Origin of the sequence: Nonomuraea sp. NPDC049758 (assembly GCF_040674635.1) — a bacterium.
Lineage (GTDB): Bacteria > Actinomycetota > Actinomycetes > Streptosporangiales > Streptosporangiaceae > Nonomuraea.
In genome coordinates, this window is sequence record NZ_JBFAMZ010000011.1 from 306,427 (window position 1) to 324,506 (window position 18,080).

Sequence of the window (18,080 nt, forward strand, 5' to 3'; positions counted from 1 at the left end):
CCACCATGGCGGATCTGACGCGGCGCGGGCTCCTCGCCGCCGGCGCGCTCACCCTGCTCGCCGGATGCGGCAAGGACCAGACCCGGCAGCAGGCCGCGGCCGCCGGGCCGCACGGCGAGGTCACCGTCTGGCTGCACGGCTCGCAGGACACCGGCCAGCAGTTCCAGGAGCTCGTGCACCGCTACATCGCCGAGTTCAAGGTGGACGTGAAGCTGCTCTACCTGCCCGTGGGCCAGCTCGACGCCAAACTGCTGACCGCCTTCAGCGGCGGCGCCCCGCCCGACGTCTTCAAGATCGGCCACTGGAGCTTCCCCGCCCACGCCAAGAAGCAGCGGCTCGCCCCCGTCGACACCAAGGCCCTGCCCCTGGCGAACTACGAGCCGGGCACGACCACCCCGCTCACCTACCAGAACGTGCCCTACGGCGTGCCCATCGACTTCAACCCCTGCCTGCTCTACTACCGCAAGGACCGGTTCGAGCAGGCCGGGCTCGACCCCGACAAGCCCCCGGCGACCTGGGAGGAGGTCGCCGAGTACAGCGCCAAGCTGACCTCGTCCGACCGGGCGCGGGTCGGCCTGCAGTGGCTCTACGGCGATCCGCAGTGGGCCCTCATGACGCTCACCGCCCTCGTCCGCGGCAAGGGCGGCGAGCTCGTCGCGGCGGGCGGCGGCAAGGCGTCGCTGGCCACCGAGCAGGGCATCGCCGCCCTGACGTACATGTCGGGCATCGGCAACCCCAAGCTCTCCAACCCGCTGGGCGCGCTCGGCCTGTTCTACTCCGGCCAGGCGGCCATGGTCGTCAGCGGCGCGTTCCTCGGCCCCGCGCTGGAGAAGCTGGGCAAGGACAAGCTCACCTTCGGCAAGCAGTACGGCGTCGCCCCCATGCCCACCTGGGACGGCGGGCCGTCCGTCGTCCCCGCCTACACGTGGGGGTGGGGCGTGGCCAAGGACTCGCCCAACCAGTTCACCGCCTGGCACCTGGTCAACTACCTCCAGGGCGCCCCGTCGGTGGCCGCCAACCTCGACAACGGCATCATCATCCCGACCAAGGGCTGGCGCGAGGCCGGGCCGCGCGGCAAGTCCGAGATCATGGAGATCGTCGCCGACAGCCTGCCGCACGTCGACTTCGGCCCGATCATCCCCGGCGCGCTCGAACTGGCCAAGGCCGCGTCCGGCGCCGTGGACTCCGTCGCCCACGGCAAGGCGACCCCGGCCGAGGCCGCGGCGACCTTCGACGCCACCGTGCGGCCGATCCTGTGAGCGTGCTCGGCGGAGTCGGAGCCCGTCCGCATGGTCCGGTGAGCGTGCTCGGCAGGGTCAGGGCCCGGCCCCAGGCCACGGCGGGCGTGGCGCTGACCCTGCCGGTGGCCGTCTTCTTCGTGGTGTTCTGGCTGGTCCCGTTCCTGTCCGCGATCTATCTCAGCTTCACCGACTACGAGATGGCCGGGACGCCCAACTGGATCGGCCTGGCCAACTACGAGCGCATGTTCGCCGACCCCGGCTTCCTCAACTCGGCGTGGATCACCGTCGTCTACACGGTGTGCACGGTCGTCCCGACGATCGTGCTGGCGCTGCTGGTGGCCGTGCCGCTGAGCAGGCCAGGACGGCTCAACCGCTGGCTCAGGGCGCTCGTCATGATCCCGGCCGTGATGCCGCTCGCCGCCACGTCCATGGTCTGGGTGATCATCTACTCCGACCGCGGCCTGGCCAACACCCTCCTCGGCCTGGCCGGGATCCCCCCGCAGTCCTGGCTGACCAGCTCCGGCCTGGCCATCTGGGCCCTGGTCGTGATGGTCGTCTGGAAGAGCATGGGGCTGTTCGTGATCATCCTGACCGCCGGGCTGCAGGCGCTGCCCGGCGAGGTGTACGAGGCCGCCGCCATCGACGGCTCGGGGCCGGTCACCACGTTCACCCGCATCACGCTCCCGCTGCTGCGCAGGACGTTGCTGTTCGTCCTGGTCATCTCGGTCGCCGGATCGATGCAGGCGTTCGTGCCCGCCTTCCTGCTCACCGGGGGCGGGCCGGCCGACGCCACCCAGGTGCTGCCGTACTACATCTGGGCCAACGCCTTCCCCTACGAGCACATGGGCTACGCCGCAGCCATGGGCATGGTGCTGCTGGTCGCCATGGTGATCGTCTCGGCGCTGCAGTTCGCGTTCCTGAAGGGCGGCGACGAATGAAGGTGCTGCGCGCCGTCTGGCTGATCGTCGCGGTCGGGTTCATGCTGCTGCCGGTCTACGCCATGGTCGTCGTCGCCTCGGCGCCGGACGACACCGACCTGCGCGGGCTGGTCTTCAACGGCTTCCACCTGCCAGAGAACATCGGGGTGCTGTTCGGCGCGGGCAACCTGCCCACGTACCTGCGCAACAGCCTGATCCTGTGCGTCGGCACCGGCGTCCTGGACGTGATCTTCTCGGCCGCCGCCGGGCACGCGATGGCCCACCTGTCCTTCCCCGGCCGCCGCGTCCTGTTCGCGCTGGTGGTCGGCACGCTCGCGCTCACCCCGATGGTCATGGTCATCCCGGTCTTCCTCATCGTGAAGGAGCTCGGCTGGGTCAACACGTTCCAGGGCATGATGGTGCCGGGCATGATCAGCGCGTTCGGCGTCTTCCTGGTGCGCCAGTTCGCCCTCGGCATCCCGAAGGAGCTGCTGCTGGCCGCGCGGGTCGACGGCGCCGGGGAGTTCCGCATCTTCGCGCGCATCGCCGTGCCGCTGCTGCGGCCCGCGCTCATCACCCTGTTCCTCGTGCACTTCCTGGCGCAGTGGGACAACCTGCTGTGGCCGCTGATCGTGGCCAACGAGCAGGAGCTGTGGCCGCTGCCGGTGGGGCTGGCCAACTTCCAGAGCGAGGTCGGCGTCACCTACCACCTGACCACCACCGCGGCGCTGGTCACCGCCGTGCCGCCGTTCATTCTCATGGTCGCGCTGCAGCGCTACTACGTGGCGGGGCTCACCTTCGGAGGCGTGAAACGATGATCCCGGACCTGATCCCCGGCGCCGCCCGGATGATGGAGTGGATCGAGACGGTCACCGCGCGCGGCGTCCGGCGGCCCGGCTACCCGGCCGACGACTGGACCGCCGCGTGGGCCGCCGAGCGCCTTGCCGAGTTCGGGCTGCGCGACGTACGGCTCGCGCCGGTCGAGCTGCCCGTCTGGCGGCCGGTGTCGGCGTCCCTGGTGGTGCGCCTGGACGCCGATCCGTCGAGGGTCGTGCGGGTGGCGGCGTCCGCGCTGCCGTACACCACGCCGAAGGCGACCGTGACCGCGCCGGTCAGCCGCGAGGTCGTGCCGGGCGCGATCGTCGTGCCCGAGTACGCCTTCACCGAGCTGCCGCAGTCCTACGTCAGGGACCTGGCGACGGCCGTGCACGACCCCGAGGGCGTCTTCGACGACCTGGTGCAGACGCTGCCGTTCCAGCTCGACTACCTCGACGTGCTCCAGGGCGTGATCGACGGGGGCGCCGCCGCGTTCGCGGGCGCGCTGACCGGCGTGCCGTGGGAGACCCGCGACTACTACGTGCCCTACGACGCCGTGCACCGCGACCTGCCGGCCGTCTGGTTGTCGGGCGGCGACTCGCGGCGGGTGCTCGACCTGGTCGACGCGGGCCCCTGCACGGGCACGCTCACCGTCGAGTCGGAGACCGGCCCGGCCGTCTCGCACAACGTGATCGGCACGCTTCCCGGCCGCTCCGGCCAGTGGGTGATCATCGGCTCGCACCACGACGCGCCCTGGGCCTCGGCCGTCGAGGACGCCTCGGGGATCGCGCTGGTGCTGGCCGCCGCCCGGTACTGGGCGGCCGTGCCCGAGCGGGACCGGCCGCACAACCTGCTCTTCCTGCTCACCGCGGGGCACATGGCGCACGCCGCCGGCACCCGGGCCTTCATCGAAGAGCACCGCGGCCTGCTCGGCGACGTCGTGCTCCAGCTCCACCTGGAGCACGCCGCCCGCCGGTGCGTGGCCGTGGACGGCGAGCTGGTCCCCACCGGCGACCCCGAACCCGGCTGGTGGTTCACCACCCGGAAGCCGGAGCTGGAGAGCCTGGTGGCGGCGGCCCTCGTCGCGGAGGACCTGAGACGCTCGTTCGTGCTGCCGCCGGACGCCTTCTCCCCGATGCCGCCCACCGACGGGGCCTTCTTCCACCCCGAAGGGGTGCCGCTGGTGCACTTCCTGTCGGCCCCCATGTACCTGTTCGACTCGGCCGACACCCTCGACAAGGTGTACGAGGACGGCCTCGAACCGCTCACCCGGGCGGCCGTCAGAATCGTCGAAGGGACGGCCGGATGGCGTCGCGCATGATCGTCCGTACCACGTCCGGGCTGGTCGAGGGCAGGGCCGAGGAGGGCGGGCTCGCCTTCCTCGGTGTGCCGTACGCCGCCCCGCCCTTCGGCGAGCACCGCTTCGGCGCGCCCGTCCCGCCACCGCCGTGGGACGGCGTGCGGCCCGCCGCCACGCGCGGCCCCGCCGCCCCGCAGGCGGCCGGCGCGGACATCGGCCTGTACGCGCCCGACGTCTTCGAGACCGGCGAGGACTGCCTCAACCTCGACGTGCGCACCCCCGGCGCCGGCGAGACGGGGCTGCCCGTCCTGGTCTGGATCCACGGCGGCGCGTTCTCGATCGGCGGCAACGGGGCGGCCTGGCACCAGGGCCACCGCTTCGCCCGCGACGGCGTGGTCTGCGTGGCCGTCAACTACCGGCTCGGCTTCGAGGGCTTCCTCGCCCTGGACGACGCCCCGCTCAACCGGGGCGTGCTCGACTGGCTGGCCGCGCTGGAGTGGGTGCGCGACAACATCGCGGCCTTCGGCGGCGACCCCGGCAACGTGACGGTCGCCGGGCAGTCGGCGGGCGCCGCGGCCGTCGCGACCCTGCTCACCATGCCCCGCGCCGAAGGGCTGTTCCGGCGCGCGATCGTGATGAGCGGCTCGGCCACCCTGGTCGCCGGCGAGCAGGAGGCCCGCGACCACGCCAGGGCGCTCGCCGCCCGCCTCGGGATCGCCCCGACCAGGTCGTCCTTCGCCGCGCTGCCCCCCGGGGCGCTCGTCGCCGCACAGCCGCCGCCGCTGACCGGCGGCTCCGGCGGGCTGACCGACTCGGTGCCGGTCAAGCCGGTCGTCGACGGCGACCTGATCCCGGCCGTCCCGCTGGACGCCCTGCGCGCGGGCGCGGGCGGGCACCTTCCGCTGCTGGTCGGCTGCACGTCGCAGGAGGCCGACGTGTTCGTCCGGGGCATGGCCGCCGGGCTCGACGAGGCCGCCGCGCGGGCGGCGCTCGACCACCTCGGCGTCCAGGTGGACGAACCCGGCCTCACCCCGGCCGAGCGGGTCGGACGCGCCGTCACCCGGCACCTGTTCACCCGCGAGACGTGCTGGATCCGCGAGGCCAGGCCCGCCTACGGCTACGAGTTCCGGTGGGAGTCGCCGGTCGAGAGCCCGGCCGGCGGCGGACGAGTGGGCGCGGTGCACAACCTCGACCTGCCCTTCGTCTTCGACGTGCTGGACGCGCCCGGCGTCGCCCGCACGGCGGGACCGGGCGCGCCGCAGGCGCTGGCCGACGCGATGCATGCCGCCTGGGTGCGCTTCGCCCGCACCGGCGACCCCGGCTGGCCGCTCGGCCACACCATGATCTTCGACGATCCCGCACCGTCGGCGTGAGGGTCAGCCGGCCGTGAAGTCCGCGCGGTGGTCGGCGACCCACTGCGCGAGCGTGCGGCCCGGCCGTCCGGTCACCGCGGTCACCGGACGCGGCACGTCGGGCACGGTGAGGGTGTCGTGCCAGTAGTCGAGCAACATCTTCAGCACGGGCTCGGGGACGAACCGCCCGGTCTCCGCACGGAACTCCGCCGGCGTGATCTCCACCAGCGGGATCTCCATGCCCAGGGCCTCCCCGATGATCGCCACCTGCTCGGCGCGGGTCAGGGACTGCGGGCCGGTGAGCGGGATCGCCGTTCCCAGGTGATCGTCGGAGAGCAGGGTCTCGGCGGCGGCCTCGGCGATGTCGTACTCGTGGATCGGGGCCTGCGCCGACGCGAGGTAGGGCGCCCGGATCGGTGCGCCGGAGCGGATCTGCCAGGCCCAGGAGAGCAGGTTGCCGGCGAACGTGCCGGGACGCAGGATCGTCCAGGCGCCGGCGCGGGAGGTCACGGCGGACTCGACCGCCGTGTGGTGGAGCTGGCTCGCCGAGCCGTGGTCGCGCCGGAACTCCTTCGCGGCGGCGAGGGAGGACAACACGGTGAAGCGGCGGACGCCGCGGGCGGTGGCCGCGGCGACGAACGCCTCCACCCCCTCGGCGGGAAAGACGAAGGCACGATCGACGCCGGCGAACACCTCCGGCCCGAGCGTGGCGGCGTCGGCCAGGTCGCCGGCCACGACCTCGACCCCGGCCGGCAGGCCCGCGTCGTCGGGCTTGCGGCTCAGCGCGCGCACCGCGGCGCCGCGGGCGAGCAGGGTCGTGACGAGGTGACGGCCGACGGCGCCGGTCGCGCCGGTGACAAGAATGCTCAAGATGACTCACCTCAGGGGAAGTGGTGCCGGTCCATCCGGCCCGAACTCCAACCTAGGGAGCTTTTAGGTCATTTCCTGTCCACTTCTACTAGGCTCGGCGGGTATGCCGGACCAGACCACGACCGGGCGGGCGCTGCGCCTGCTGGAGCTGCTGCAGGCCCGCCGGTCCTGGAGCGGCGGCGAGCTCGCCGGCCGCCTCGGCGTCGACGGCCGCACCCTGCGGCGGGACGTCGAGCGGCTGCGGCGCCTCGGCTACCACGTCGAGGCGCGCCGCGGCCCCGACGGTGGCTACCGGCTGTCCACGGGCAGCGACCTGCCGCCGCTGGTGTTCACGCCGGACGAGGCGCTCGCCGTGGCCGCCGCCCTCGCCTCGTCCGCCGCCGGCGGCGCGGCCGGTGGCGGCGAGGTGGCGCTCACCGCTCTGGCCAAGATGGAACAGGTGATGCCTCCGGCGGTGCGCCGGCGGGTGCGGGCGCTGCGCTCCTCGGTCGCCTTCGGCAGCACGCCGAACGCGGTGGCCGGCGCCTATCCGGCGCCGCTGGACGCCGGCGTGCTGGCGGTCCTGGCGCTGGCGTGCCGGGACGCCGAGCGGGTCCGGCTGCGCGTGATGAGCACCGAGGGCGCCGACACCGGACGGGAGTTCCCGTGCCACGTCGAGCCCGCCGCCCTGGTGCCCCGGCAGACCCGGTGGTTCCTCGTCTGCCGCGACCTCGACCGCGGCTGGCGGGTGCTGCGCGTCGACCGGATCACGGCGGCGTCGGCGACGGGCGTGCGCTTCGAGCCCGAAGAGGTCCCCGGGGGCGACCCGGCCGCGTTCGTCACCAGCCGGCTCGGCGCTCCGCCCCGCCGGCACACGGCGACGATCCTCATCCACGCCCCGATCGAGCAGGTGCAGGCGTACATGGGCGGCTTCGCCACGGACTTCGCCCCGACGACCACCGCCACCGGCCAGGCGGCGACACACTGGCGGATCGCGGACGTACGCCTTGAGGTCCTCGCCGGCGGCCTGCTCTGGCTGCGATGGCCCTTCGAGGTGGTCGACTCTCCCGAGCTCGCCGCCCTGCTCCGGGACCGGTCCGCGGCCTTCGCCCGCGCTGCGGACCCGCGCTGAGGTCCGTCGCCCACGACGCGGCGGCCTGACGCCCGGCTCGGGCGTCGTCGTGACGGCGTTGAGATCTTCCTGCGCGATGATCTTCCACGCCCTCAGTTCCGGACGGCATGCGACCGAGCGGGGAGCGTATGAGCAAGGGGTGATGGACGATCGGGGCGGCTCTCGTGCTGACGGCCTCGGTCTCGGTCACGATCTTCGGTCCGCGCGCCGAAGCGGTCACCCGTCCCGGTCCGGTCGAGGCGCTGAAACGGCAGCTCCTGGGTCATGACGGGGTTCGGGAGACTTCGGTGTACCGGATTGTCTGGGGGCCGAAGAAGGATCGTTCGACCAGCCGGGCGCGGTCCGTCCACGAGTTCGGTGGCGGGCGGGTCGCGGCCACGGACATCAGCTATCCCAAGTCCTCGTCCCAGAGTGCCTCCCGGGCCATCTTCTTCCCCGACCGCGCCTATGGCTGGGGGTCCGACCGGCCTGACTACCTGCCCGCGGGGAAGACGTGGCTGCTGCAGACCGGGAAGAACGACCTCCACCTGGGCTGCGGGAAGATCAGGCTGAGCGATCCCGCCACCCTCCGGCACGTGCTGGCCACCACCACGGCCAAGAGGCCCGCCGGCGTCTACGACGGCACCCGCACCACCCTCTACGAGGGCAGCACCACCATCGGCGAACTGTTCAGGCTGAACCCGCGCCTGTGGGTGGCCGACCTTCAGAAGCCCACAGGACCGTACGCGAGCTACGCCAGGTTGCCCGTGAAGTGGCGGCTGTGGCTCGGCGCCGACCAGCTCGTCCGCAGGTGCCAGACGCGCTATGACGAGCCCGACTCCCTCTGGAACGTCAAGGACCGCCGAGTCACGACCGCCGACGTGCGGTTCTCCGGCTGGGGCGACCCGATCGACATCAAGCCGCCGCCCGCCGAACTCGTGGCGACGCGCGACGAGCTGGTCTTCCCCGACGAGGACTGACCGGTGAGCCGGCGATCCTGCCGGCCGGGGCCCACCCGCGGCCTTCCGCGGCCGGGTCATTCCGGCGGCGTCCAGATGCGGCTGCGGAGATCGGTGCCGCGGATCACCTGGACGCGCCAGGGTTCGAGGCGGAGGACGTGCAGCGCGGGGTCGGCGGGCGACTGCCAGAAGGCCCCGAGGTCGTAACCGGCCCCGCGTGGGCTGGTCGCCCGGTAGAGGTCCCAGACGCGGCGCTTGGTCGCCAGGTCGTCGACCCAGGCGGCCGTGGCGTCGATGGCGACCGAGCTGTTGCCGGGCTTCCAGTAGGAGAAGGAGGTGTGCGGATTGCCCGCCAGGTGGGCGGCCTTGACCGGTGTCCTGTAGGTGGCCAGCCACCCGCGCGGCCGCCCGTCCACGTTCTCCCAGACGGGGATGAGGATGCGGGTGCGGGGACGGTTCTTGGCGTCGACGGTGACCATCGTGGCGTACCGGATGGCACCGATATAGGCGTTGAACTCGCTCTCGATCTCGGCGAACGACGTGGTCATCGACGGCACTCCTTTTTCGGCTTCATCCGTCTTCGGTGACCAGGGCATCTTGCGCCGCCGCGCGGACCCTGCGGAAGACGGCACTTCAAAGGCACCGAGTTACCGCCCGGGAACCACTCCTGACCAGGCAGGACGGCGATCGTGCTGGTGCGTCGGCACGTGGAGCCACATGCGGACCGTCCGCTCTGGAAAGTCCACGCCAAGGTCCATGGCCCCGGGTGAGGGGTGCTCAGTTCTTACCTTGCAGGTCGCGCGAACTTCATGCAGGTCGCCGGTTCCGTACATCTTGGTGCTCCAGGTTCAAGTCGTTAACTTTTGAAGCACGTGTCGCGGCGCGCCCAGCGTGCCGCGACAAGATCGGGGAGCACCACATGCGACATGCCGACTTCACCGTCCGCCGAGAACCGGCTGCCTGGCGCCACATCGCAGCCGTCTCGGTCGGCATCGGTCTGGGGCTCATGCCGCTGGCACAGAGCGCGTCGGCCGCCCCGGGCGGGACGCCGCAGGCCCCGTCCTTCAGTGTCGACGGCGGTCGCTACGAGCAGGCCGTGTCCGTCGAGCTGCGGGCCAAGCAGGGTGAGACGATCCGGTACACCACCGACGGCAGCATTCCCACGAAGAGCAGCCCGACCTTCGCCGGCAAGCCCATCCGCATCACCGAGGACACCAACCTGACGGCACGCGCCTTCAAGGGCAATCAGGCCGGCGCCGTCAAGTCCGAGGGGTACCTCATTCGCGAGGGGGAGCAGCCGATCGCCCGCATGATGATCGTCTCGGACGTTCACATCGGCGACTACGAGGCCGACCGCCACCGCTGGTCGTCCTACTTCGACACCATCGCGTCGGTTCTGGGCACCCCGGACGCCATCCTCTCCAACGGCGACATGATCAACGACAACTGGGACGGCCGCGGCAAGGACCACCAGTTGACCGCCCGCATCTTCAAGGAGAACCTCGCGCGCAAGGGCATGACCGCCACCCAGGTGTTCATGTCGTACGGAAACCACGACGCGACCCTGGCCGAGCTCCGTGCGGGCTACCCCAAGGAGTGGTTCCCCGACTCCGGCGACGGCTACTACCGCACGGACATCAAGGGCATTCCGCTGATCACGGTCAACACCGAGAACTACTCCGCGGCCCAGGCCACCTGGCTGCGTGAACAACTCGGGCAGATCTCCGCGGACCCCGCCTACCGCGACCTGCCGATCATCGTCCAGGGGCACCGGCCGGCTCCGGGCACGGTGATGGACGGCCAGCAGACCAGCAACCCGCGCCTGACCGAGGATCTGTCGAAGTTCCCGCGCGCCGTCTACTTCTCGGGCCATTCGCACCTGAACGTGAACGACCCGCGCTCGATCCACCAGAAGAACTTCACCGCGGTCAACGACGGCAGCTCGTCCTACATCGAGATCGACCACGGATACCAGATGCTCGACGCGGAAGGGCAGCTGGCGAACCGCTTCGAGACCCCCACCGCCCAGGGGCTGGCCGTCGAGGTCTACCGGGGGCGTACCGTCGTCAACCGCATCAACCTCAACGCCGACCTCCACGACATCTACACCGGCGGGAAGTGGTCGGCGAACTGGAAGCCCCCGTTCCAGAGCGACGGGACGCTGGCCGGCAGGTCCTGGGAGATCAGGACGGCCGGCGCCGACGCCCAGGTCGTGCAGAACTTCACCTACACCGACGCCAACCGCAACCGTACGGCCCCGGCCTGGACGTCCCAGCGCCCGCTGACGGCCCAGACCGGCAAGGACGGCCGGCTCGCGCTGCGCATCGAACAGGCCCAGGACGACGAGCTGGTGTACCACTACAAGGTGCGCGTCACCCGCGCCGACAACGGCGCCGAGGTGCTCACCACCAAGGTCGCCAACCGCTTCGACGTGGTGCCCGCCGCCGCCTCCATGGACATTCCGGTCCCGGTCCAGCGCGACGGCGCCAGGTACCGCGCGGAGGTCGTCGCGGTCGACGCGCAGGGCAACCAGTCGCCTGTCGCCGCGGACGTGCTGAAGTAGCACCTTGCCCCGTCATCGGCCGGACCCGGTCGATGACGGGGCTTCCGTGGAAAGCCCGATGGCCCGCCGCTCCAACGCGCTCCACCAGTGCGCCGCCGCCCGTCCGCCCATGTTCCATCCCTGACGGCCTCCGCCGGGCCATCCGGACACAGGAGAGCGCCTGAGCCGGAGTGCATAGACTTGTCCTCATGTTCGACGACAAAACGCAGGAGACCCTGCGGCGCCTGCTGGACCTCGCCGAACACCCTTCCACCCCGGACACCGAGCGGGCGCTGGCATTCGTCCGGATCCGCGCCACGGTGGCGGTGCCGGCCGACGACACCCGCCGCAGGGCGCCCGTGGCCGGCATGGACGCCCAGCTGCTCACCAAGCTCAAACCGCTGCAACGGCACGTGGACGAGGACCTGGTCGACGACGTGCACGGCGACCTGCACTCCTTCGGCATCCGCTACCGGCTGGTCTCGGAGGTCGCCGGCGAGCTGGCCCACATCCTCGACCTGCGCTCCCGCCTCGCCCCCGGCAAACGACACCGCCACGACGACGGCGTACGCCAGACGGCCGCCAGGCTGACCTACCTCCTGGAGCGCTCCGACGGCTTCCGCACCTCCCGCTGGCGCACCAAGCGCGGCTGACCCGCCCGACCCGGTTTCCGCATGCCGGCAGCGACACCCTCGGAGGAGCGGATGACCAGCGTGGGGCGCGCCGGCGGGGTTCTGGCGCTCTGGACTGCCAGGTTCTCCGGTCGTAGGGGCGACGTCGCGATCGCGGCGGTCACCACCGCGGCCACCCTCGGTCCGCTGCTGGTGCCGAGTCCGAAGGCGTGGTGGATCGTCGCCCTGGGCGCGCTCGCCTCCGCGCCCGTCTACTGGCGCAGGCGCGCGCCCATGGCCGTGGCGCTGTTCGTCGGCGCCGCGATGACCGTCATGGTCTTATGGGAGAAGCCGTTCCTCCCGTTCGGGCCGCTGGTCGCCGTTTACACCATCGCCGACCTCAGTCCCACGTGGAAGCGCCTGGCCGCGATCCCGGCGGTCGCCGTCATCGTCGGCGTCTCCCTGGCGCTGCCCGGGGAGGACAGCGAGATCTTCCGCCTGATCGGCACCGCCTTCGTGGCCGCCTACGCGCTGGGCACCAGCGCCCGGGCGAACCGGTCACGTACCGCGGAACTGGCCGAACGGGCCCGTCGCCGCGAACAGCAGCACATCGCCGCGGTGGCGGAGGAACGGGCGCGGATCGCTCGTGACATGCACGACATCATCACGCACGCCGTCGGGCTGATGGTCGTCCAGGCCGAGGCCGGGCCCGTGGTCGTACGGAGCGACGCGCCCAGGGCCGAGGCCGTCTTCGACGCGATCGCCGACACCGGCAGAGGAGCGCTCAACGAGCTGCGCGGCCTGCTCACCGCGCTGCGCGCGTCGGACGGTCCGGCGGGGGAGGACGTCGGGCCCGCCCAGCCGAGCCTGGACGGACTCGCCTCACTGGCCGAACGCAGCGGCCTGGACGTGGTCATGACCGTGGAGGGCGAGCGGCGGCGGACATCGGGCAGCTTGGAAGCCGCCGTCTACCGGATCGTCCAGGAAGCCCTCACCAACGTGCGCAAACACGCCGGGGCGCGCAACGCACGGCTGCGCCTGCGCTGGACCGCGCGGGACCTGGTGGTCGAGATCGCCGACGACGGCGGCGGCCCGCGTCGCGACGGCGGCGGCTACGGCCTGATCGGCATGCGGGAACGGGCGACCGCCTACGGCGGGACGCTCACCGCGGGACCGGGACAGGACGGGGGATTCCTCGTCAGAGCCGTCTTTCCGCTTGAATAGCGCGCATGCTGCGCGTGCTCATCGCCGACGACCAGGATCTCTTCCGCGCCGGGTTCGGCCTGATCCTCGGCGCTCAGCCGGACATGCTGGTGGTGGGCGAGGCGGCGGACGGCGACGAGGCGATCGCGCTGGCCGGACGCCTGCGTCCGGACGTGGTCCTGATGGACGTGCGGATGCCGGGCAGGAACGGCATCGAGGCCACCAGGGAGATCTGCGCGACCACCGCCGCCAAGGTGCTCGTCCTGACCATGTTCGACCTGGACGAGTACGTCTACGACGCCGTCCGCGCGGGTGCCAGCGGCTTCCTGCTCAAGGACATCCGCCGCGACGAGCTGGCGCACGCGGTGCGCACCGTGGCCGCCGGTGACGCGTTGCTGGCCCCCGCTGCCACCCGCAGGCTGCTGGAGGACCTGGTCAGACGGCCGGCTCACGGCCCGATGCCGCGGCTGGCGGGACGGCTGGAGGCGCTCACCGAGCGGGAGCGCGAAACGCTGAGACTGGTCGCCCGCGGACTGTCCAACGCCGAGATCGCCGCCGTGCTCGTGGTCACCGAGCACACGGTCAAGACGCACGTCAGCCGCATCCTGACCAAGCTGGACCTGCGGGACCGGGTGCAGGCGGCGGTGTTCGCCTACGAATGCGGCCTCGTGGTCGCCGGTGAGAGTGACATCGGAGATCACACTCACGGCTGACGCGCCGCCAGGGTGGCCGCGAGCAGCATCGTCGTCATGAAACGTGTCCTGATCGCGCTCGCCGCGGCCCTCGCCTCGGCCGTCCTGCTGCACTTCGGCACCGGCCCGCACCCTGTGGCCTGGCTGACGTGGCTCGCCCCCTTGCCCGTGCTGCTCGCCGCCCCCCGGGTGGGGGGAGGCGCGGCCTTCGCCGCGGGCGCCCTCGCCTGGCTCGGCGGCCAGCTGCGGTGGTGGCCGTACTTCACCGCGACGCTTGAGACGCCCGTCCCGGTGGCGGCCGGCCTGCTCGCCGGGCCGGCGCTGCTGTACGGCCTCGGCGTGCTGCTGCACCGTTCGCTGCTGGCCAGGCGGCGGACGCTGACGGCCGTGCTCGCCGTACCGGCGCTGTGGGTCGGCGTCGAATACCTGATGGCACTGGCCGGACCGCACGGCGCGTGGTGGAGCCTGGCCTATACGCAGGCCGACGTGTTACCCGTCCTGCAGACGGCCTCCGTCGCCGGCGTCTGGGGGATCACCTTCCTGCTCCTGCTCGTGCCCGCCGCCGTGGCCGCGCTGCTCGCGCCGGGCGCGACCCGTCGGTTCTCCGTCGCGGTGACCGCGGGCGCGATGGTGGCGCTGGCCCTGGCGTACGGCTTCGCGCGGCTCGGCACCGGCCAGGACGACGGGCCGCACCGCGAGGTCGCGCTGATCTCCACCGACGACCCGAGCGACACCGTGGCACTGGACTCCCCGCAGGGGCGCGACCTGCTCCGGCGCTACCGCCGGGCCGTCGACGCGGCCGCCGCCCGCGGCGCCGAGATCGCGGTGCTGCCGGAGAAGACGTTCGACGCGGCCACCGCCCGCCTGCCGCTGGCCAGGCCGGGAGTGGCGGTCGTCGACGGCGTCGCGCTCGGCGCCGGCGCGACGCGGACCAACAGCGCGCTGGCCTACCCGTCCGGGGCCCGCTACGACAAACACCACATGATTCCCGGGCTGGAGTCGGAGCTCACGCCCGGACGCACGCTGACCCTGCTCGGCCAGACCACGACGGGCCTGATCGTCTGCAAGGACCTGGACTTCCCCTGGCTGGTACGGCAGTACCGCCAGGCCGGCGCGACGACGCTGCTCGCCCCCGCCTGGGACTTCGACGACGACGCCTGGCTGCACAGCCGCATGGCGCTGGTCCGCGGGGTGGAGAGCGGGTTGTCGGTGGCGCGCGCGGCCCGCCAGGGCCTTCTCACGGTGAGCGACACCCGGGGACGGGTGCTGGCCGAAGGCCGCAGCGGCAAGCCCGGCGTGACCACCGTGTTCGCGGCGCTGCCGCAGCAGGGCGCCTCGACCGTCTACGCCGGCCTGGGCGACTGGGCCGCCTGGTGCTCGGTCGCGATGCTGCTCATCGCCCTCGCCGGGCTCCGCATCGGCCGCTCCGCCGCCCGTACGGTCGGGCCGTCTAAGGGTGGGCCGGCTCCCGGTGCGCCAGTCCGGGCGGCCACGGGTATCTGACCTTGAAGATGGCCAGGAAGATCAGGATCTCGACGCCGCGCACGCCCGGGATCGTGCGAATCCGGGCGGCCAGCCGGTGGAGGTGCTCCTCGTCCAGATAGCCGACCTCCGCCATCAGGTCGAATCCGCCCGCGGTGGCCATCAGCCACTCGACCTCGTCCACCCGCGCGATCGCCGCCGCGATCGCGTCCAGGCCGCCCGCGCAGTGCAGGCCGACGGCGGCGCGGCGCAGCGGCCCCGCCGTTCTCGGATTGACGATGGCCGCGACCTTGATGACGCCTGTGTCGATGAGGCGGGCCACCCGCTGCCTGGTCGGCGCGAGAGTGAGCCCGACCGCCTCGGCGATGCGGCCGTAGGTGCGACGGCCGTCCTGCTGCAGCTCGGCGATGATCCGCCGGTCGATCTCGTCGAGCGGAACGTCCTCCCCGTTGCCGGTCAGCACCGGCGGGACCGGGGGGCACCGCCGGGCGCCGGTCGTCTCGTCCGGTATCCGCCTGCCTGATCCGGGCGGCCAGGAGTACGCGGCCTTGAACAGGTTGAGGTAGAGGAGCGTCTCGACGTCGTGGACCCCGGAGATCACCCGGATCCGGTCGGTGAGCAGGCTGTACAGGTGCTGCTCGTCCACGCACCGCAGCTCGGCGACCAGGTCGTAGCGGCCCGCGGTGGCGACCAGCCAGTCGACCTCGTCCACTCGTGCGATCGCTGCGGCGATCGTGTCCAGGTCGCCCTCGCAGCGCAGGCCGACCGCGACCCGCAGGCGGCAGCCGAAGGCGGCCGGATTGGTGATGGCCACGATCTCGATCAGATCGGACCTGGTCAGACGGGCCACGCGTTGCCGGGTCGGGGCCTCGGTGAGCCCGACCGCCGCGGCGATGCGGCCGTAGGTGCGACGGCCGTCCTGCTGCAGCTCGGCGATGATCCGCCGGTCGATCTCGTCCAGCACGGGCCGATCTCGTGGGTCACGGCTGCCGGGTGGTGCATCGGTCACCCCGCAATCGAAGCATGGAGGCGACTCGCACACCACATCGCTCGCCAGGGGGTATCTTGCAGCGGAAATATCTCACATCAGCGGATTCCTGTTGCAGAACTAGTTGCTTCTTCGATCTGTCCCAACTATTTTCACCACCATGAGCGAATCCTACGATGCCGCGGCGGTGGCGCTGTCGGACGGCATGCTCCGCCGGGAGGCCGGCCGCCTGCTGATCGAGGAGGTGCCGGTGGACGTCCTGGTCGAGAGGTTCCCCGCGCCGCTGTTCGTGGTTTCCGAGTCCGCGTTGCGTCGGCGGGTCCGCCGCATCCGCGCCGCCTTCGAGCGGGTCTGGCGCCATGGCGAGGTGCTGGTGCTGCCGGCGGTCAAGGCCAACCCCGTGCTCGCGCTGCAACGGGTGCTCGCACAGGAGGGATGCGGCTCCGACCTGGTCGGAGCCGGCGAGCTGGAGGTCGCGGTCAGGGCCGGCGTCGATCCCGGCCGGATCTCGCTCAACGGCACCGCCAAGGACCGCACCACGATCGAGCGTGCCGTGGCGCTCGGCGTCCGCGTCACCGTCGACGACGTACGGGAGATCGAGCTCGCGGTGATGGCGGCCCGCGCCCTCGGCAAACAGGCCGACCTGCGGGTGCGGCTGCGGCCCCACTTCGAGACCGACGCCCGCATGGATTCCTTCGGCATGCCGATCAATGACATCTACGGCACCTACAAGTCGGGCCTGCCCTATGACGACCTGGCCGAGGCCGGCCGCGCCTTGACCGCCCCTGAGCTGCGGGTGAGCGGGGTGATGATGCACATGGGCCGCTACACCACCGACCTGTCCGTCATCGGCGGGTACAGCAGGCGGTTCGGTGAGCTGACCGCCGAGGTGTCGGAACTGTGGGGCGGCTGGACGCCGCGCACCATAGACGTCGGCGGCGGATTCGCGCCGCCGGTCGACGGGTTCGGCCGGGCGAATCCGGACTTCGTCGCACCGGACCCGCCGTCGATCGAACGCCATGCCGAGGTCGTCTGCGAGAACCTGGGCAAGGGCCTGGCGTCGGGCGGCGTCGACCTCGAAGGCTGCGTCCTGGAGGTCGAGCCCGGCCGCGCGCTGTTCGGGCCCTGCGGCATCCACGTCGCGACCCTGCTCAACGTGAAGCGGCAGACCCGGCCCTTCCCCTTCACCTGGTACGAGACGGACACCACGCAACTGTTCCTGTCGGAGATCCCCGACGAGGCCGCCCGCCCGCCGGTGATCCCCGTGCACCTTCCCGAGACGGGCGACCCCGCCGAGGTCCGCGTCGTCGGCCGCTCCTGCATGTCGGACGTGCTCGCCCGCAGCGCCACGCTGCCCGTCATGCACCCTGGCGACCTGCTGGCCTTCTGCTTCACCGGCGCCTACAACGACGCGAACGCCAGCAACCTCAACCTGCTGCCCAGACCGGCCACGGTGCTGGTGAACGGCACACACGCCCACCTGGTACGGCGGGCCGAGACCATCGACGACCTGCTGGCCCGCGACACCCTCCCCGACCACCTCCGCCACCCCGCGACAGGAGCCGCCCGATGAACGCCACCCCCACCCTCGACCACGCGGGACTCACCTGCGCCGACCTGTCCGCCTCCCTCACCTTCTACCGCGATCTGCTCGGCATGCCCCTGCTCGAAACGGGCGAGGCGCAGGGCCGCGCCGCGGGCATCGAGGGCGCCTGGCTCGCCTATGCCATGCTCGACGCCGGCCGTGGCCAGATGATCGAGCTGCTGGAGTACCGCGAAGCCGGCACCACCTCGGCCGCGCCGCCGGTCAACAGCCCCGGAGGAGGGCACGTCGCCCTGGGCGTCCAGGACCTCGACCTGGTGCTCGCCCGCCTCGCCGAGACCGGCTTCCACCCGCTCACCGCAACACCGGTCACCATGTCCGCCCCCGAACTGGGCCGCTGGGACGGCGCGAGACTGGTGTACGTGCTCGACCCCGACCGCCACGTGATCGAACTGGTCCAGTTCGCCGCGTAGC

17 protein-coding genes are annotated in these 18,080 nt (G+C 72.0%); 14 read left to right on the forward strand and 3 right to left on the reverse strand.

Annotation, left to right across the window (positions count from 1 at the left end):
* Positions 1-5 precede the first annotated feature (5 nt).
* Genes AB0J46_RS28685 through AB0J46_RS28705 form a run of 5 tightly spaced genes read left to right on the forward strand, consistent with a single transcriptional unit; the run spans position 6 to position 5,647 of the window.
* Complete coding sequence (locus AB0J46_RS28685; protein ID WP_364337166.1) at positions 6-1,259, forward strand: ABC transporter substrate-binding protein; 1,254 nt, start codon at positions 6-8, stop codon at positions 1,257-1,259.
* A 38-nt stretch (positions 1,260-1,297) separates the two neighbouring features.
* The gene (locus AB0J46_RS28690) at positions 1,298-2,179 is read left to right on the forward strand and encodes a sugar ABC transporter permease (RefSeq protein ID WP_364337168.1); all 882 of its coding nucleotides are present in this window, start codon (positions 1,298-1,300) and stop codon (positions 2,177-2,179) included.
* Positions 2,176-2,976, forward strand: coding sequence for a carbohydrate ABC transporter permease (locus AB0J46_RS28695; RefSeq protein WP_364337170.1), 801 nt, complete (start codon positions 2,176-2,178; stop codon positions 2,974-2,976). Before AB0J46_RS28690 ends, AB0J46_RS28695 begins: the two co-directional genes overlap by 4 nt.
* On the forward strand, positions 2,973-4,295 hold the full coding sequence (locus AB0J46_RS28700) for a M28 family peptidase (RefSeq protein ID WP_364337172.1): 1,323 nt from the start codon (positions 2,973-2,975) through the stop codon (positions 4,293-4,295). Before AB0J46_RS28695 ends, AB0J46_RS28700 begins: the two co-directional genes overlap by 4 nt.
* A complete protein-coding gene (locus AB0J46_RS28705; RefSeq protein WP_364337174.1) occupies positions 4,280-5,647 on the forward strand; it encodes a carboxylesterase family protein in 1,368 nt (455 codons plus the stop codon). The genes AB0J46_RS28700 and AB0J46_RS28705 overlap by 16 nt, the downstream gene beginning before the upstream one ends.
* Positions 5,648-5,650: 3 nt before the next feature.
* On the opposite strand, the gene AB0J46_RS28710 is transcribed toward AB0J46_RS28705, so the two are convergent.
* A complete protein-coding gene (locus AB0J46_RS28710) occupies positions 5,651-6,496 on the reverse strand; it encodes an NAD(P)H-binding protein (protein ID WP_364337175.1) in 846 nt (281 codons plus the stop codon).
* 103 nt (positions 6,497-6,599) lie between these two features.
* Between AB0J46_RS28710 and AB0J46_RS28715 the strand changes: the two genes are divergently transcribed.
* Both AB0J46_RS28715 and AB0J46_RS28720 read left to right on the forward strand, forming a co-directional pair.
* Positions 6,600-7,607: a WYL domain-containing protein gene (locus tag AB0J46_RS28715; protein WP_364337177.1), complete on the forward strand. Its 1,008-nt coding sequence runs from the start codon at positions 6,600-6,602 to the stop codon at positions 7,605-7,607.
* Positions 7,608-7,894: 287 nt separating this feature from the next.
* Positions 7,895-8,566 carry a hypothetical protein gene (locus tag AB0J46_RS28720; RefSeq protein WP_364337179.1) on the forward strand — a complete coding sequence of 224 codons (672 nt, stop codon included), beginning with the start codon at positions 7,895-7,897 and terminating at the stop codon, positions 8,564-8,566.
* Positions 8,567-8,622: 56 nt separating this feature from the next.
* Here AB0J46_RS28720 and AB0J46_RS28725 read toward each other — a convergent pair whose 3' ends face one another.
* On the reverse strand, positions 8,623-9,093 hold the full coding sequence (locus AB0J46_RS28725; RefSeq protein ID WP_364337181.1) for a pyridoxamine 5'-phosphate oxidase family protein: 471 nt from the start codon (positions 9,091-9,093) through the stop codon (positions 8,623-8,625).
* Between the two features lie 371 nt (positions 9,094-9,464).
* On the opposite strand from AB0J46_RS28725, the gene AB0J46_RS28730 reads away from it, so the two are divergent.
* From AB0J46_RS28730 to AB0J46_RS28750, 5 genes are all read left to right on the forward strand, one after another.
* The gene (locus tag AB0J46_RS28730; protein WP_364337183.1) at positions 9,465-11,108 is read left to right on the forward strand and encodes a chitobiase/beta-hexosaminidase C-terminal domain-containing protein; all 1,644 of its coding nucleotides are present in this window, start codon (positions 9,465-9,467) and stop codon (positions 11,106-11,108) included.
* Between the two features lie 188 nt (positions 11,109-11,296).
* A complete protein-coding gene (locus tag AB0J46_RS28735) occupies positions 11,297-11,740 on the forward strand; it encodes a hypothetical protein (protein WP_364337186.1) in 444 nt (147 codons plus the stop codon).
* A gap of 51 nt (positions 11,741-11,791) precedes the next feature.
* Positions 11,792-12,922 (forward strand): histidine kinase, encoded by a 1,131-nt coding sequence (locus AB0J46_RS28740; RefSeq protein WP_364337188.1) that lies wholly within the window; start codon positions 11,792-11,794, stop codon positions 12,920-12,922.
* 5 nt (positions 12,923-12,927) lie between these two features.
* Positions 12,928-13,614 (forward strand): response regulator transcription factor, encoded by a 687-nt coding sequence (locus AB0J46_RS28745; RefSeq protein ID WP_364337190.1) that lies wholly within the window; start codon positions 12,928-12,930, stop codon positions 13,612-13,614.
* Between the two features lie 36 nt (positions 13,615-13,650).
* Positions 13,651-15,096: a hypothetical protein gene (locus tag AB0J46_RS28750; RefSeq protein WP_364337192.1), complete on the forward strand. Its 1,446-nt coding sequence runs from the start codon at positions 13,651-13,653 to the stop codon at positions 15,094-15,096.
* Here AB0J46_RS28750 and AB0J46_RS28755 read toward each other — a convergent pair.
* Positions 15,044-16,084: an Lrp/AsnC family transcriptional regulator gene (locus tag AB0J46_RS28755; protein ID WP_364337194.1), complete on the reverse strand. Its 1,041-nt coding sequence runs from the start codon at positions 16,082-16,084 to the stop codon at positions 15,044-15,046. The genes AB0J46_RS28750 and AB0J46_RS28755 overlap by 53 nt on opposite strands.
* 139 nt (positions 16,085-16,223) lie before the next feature.
* Here AB0J46_RS28755 and AB0J46_RS28760 point away from each other — a divergent pair, with 139 nt between their 5' ends.
* Complete coding sequence (locus AB0J46_RS28760; protein ID WP_364337197.1) at positions 16,224-17,636, forward strand: alanine racemase; 1,413 nt, start codon at positions 16,224-16,226, stop codon at positions 17,634-17,636.
* Entirely contained in the window at positions 17,633-18,079 is a 447-nt protein-coding gene (locus AB0J46_RS28765; protein ID WP_364337199.1) for a VOC family protein, read from the forward strand. The genes AB0J46_RS28760 and AB0J46_RS28765 overlap by 4 nt, the downstream gene beginning before the upstream one ends.
* The last annotated feature ends 1 nt before the right edge of the window (position 18,080 follow it).

What these genes read in the sequence shown, in the direction of transcription:
- AB0J46_RS28705 (WP_364337174.1), top strand. Translation starts at nt 4,280, where the DNA reads ATGGCGTCGCGCATGATCGTCCGTACCACGTCCGGGCTGGTCGAGGGC.
- AB0J46_RS28765 (WP_364337199.1), top strand. Translation starts at nt 17,633, where the DNA reads ATGAACGCCACCCCCACCCTCGACCACGCGGGACTCACCTGCGCCGAC.
- AB0J46_RS28740 (WP_364337188.1), top strand. Translation starts at nt 11,792, where the DNA reads ATGACCAGCGTGGGGCGCGCCGGCGGGGTTCTGGCGCTCTGGACTGCC.
- AB0J46_RS28685 (WP_364337166.1), top strand. Translation starts at nt 6, where the DNA reads ATGGCGGATCTGACGCGGCGCGGGCTCCTCGCCGCCGGCGCGCTCACC.
- AB0J46_RS28730 (WP_364337183.1), top strand. Translation starts at nt 9,465, where the DNA reads ATGCGACATGCCGACTTCACCGTCCGCCGAGAACCGGCTGCCTGGCGC.
- AB0J46_RS28735 (WP_364337186.1), top strand. Translation starts at nt 11,297, where the DNA reads ATGTTCGACGACAAAACGCAGGAGACCCTGCGGCGCCTGCTGGACCTC.
- AB0J46_RS28750 (WP_364337192.1), top strand. Translation starts at nt 13,651, where the DNA reads ATGAAACGTGTCCTGATCGCGCTCGCCGCGGCCCTCGCCTCGGCCGTC.
- AB0J46_RS28760 (WP_364337197.1), top strand. Translation starts at nt 16,224, where the DNA reads ATGAGCGAATCCTACGATGCCGCGGCGGTGGCGCTGTCGGACGGCATG.
- AB0J46_RS28745 (WP_364337190.1), top strand. Translation starts at nt 12,928, where the DNA reads ATGCTGCGCGTGCTCATCGCCGACGACCAGGATCTCTTCCGCGCCGGG.
- AB0J46_RS28725 (WP_364337181.1), bottom strand. Translation starts at nt 9,093, where the DNA reads ATGACCACGTCGTTCGCCGAGATCGAGAGCGAGTTCAACGCCTATATC.
- AB0J46_RS28695 (WP_364337170.1), top strand. Translation starts at nt 2,176, where the DNA reads ATGAAGGTGCTGCGCGCCGTCTGGCTGATCGTCGCGGTCGGGTTCATG.
- AB0J46_RS28715 (WP_364337177.1), top strand. Translation starts at nt 6,600, where the DNA reads ATGCCGGACCAGACCACGACCGGGCGGGCGCTGCGCCTGCTGGAGCTG.
- AB0J46_RS28700 (WP_364337172.1), top strand. Translation starts at nt 2,973, where the DNA reads ATGATCCCGGACCTGATCCCCGGCGCCGCCCGGATGATGGAGTGGATC.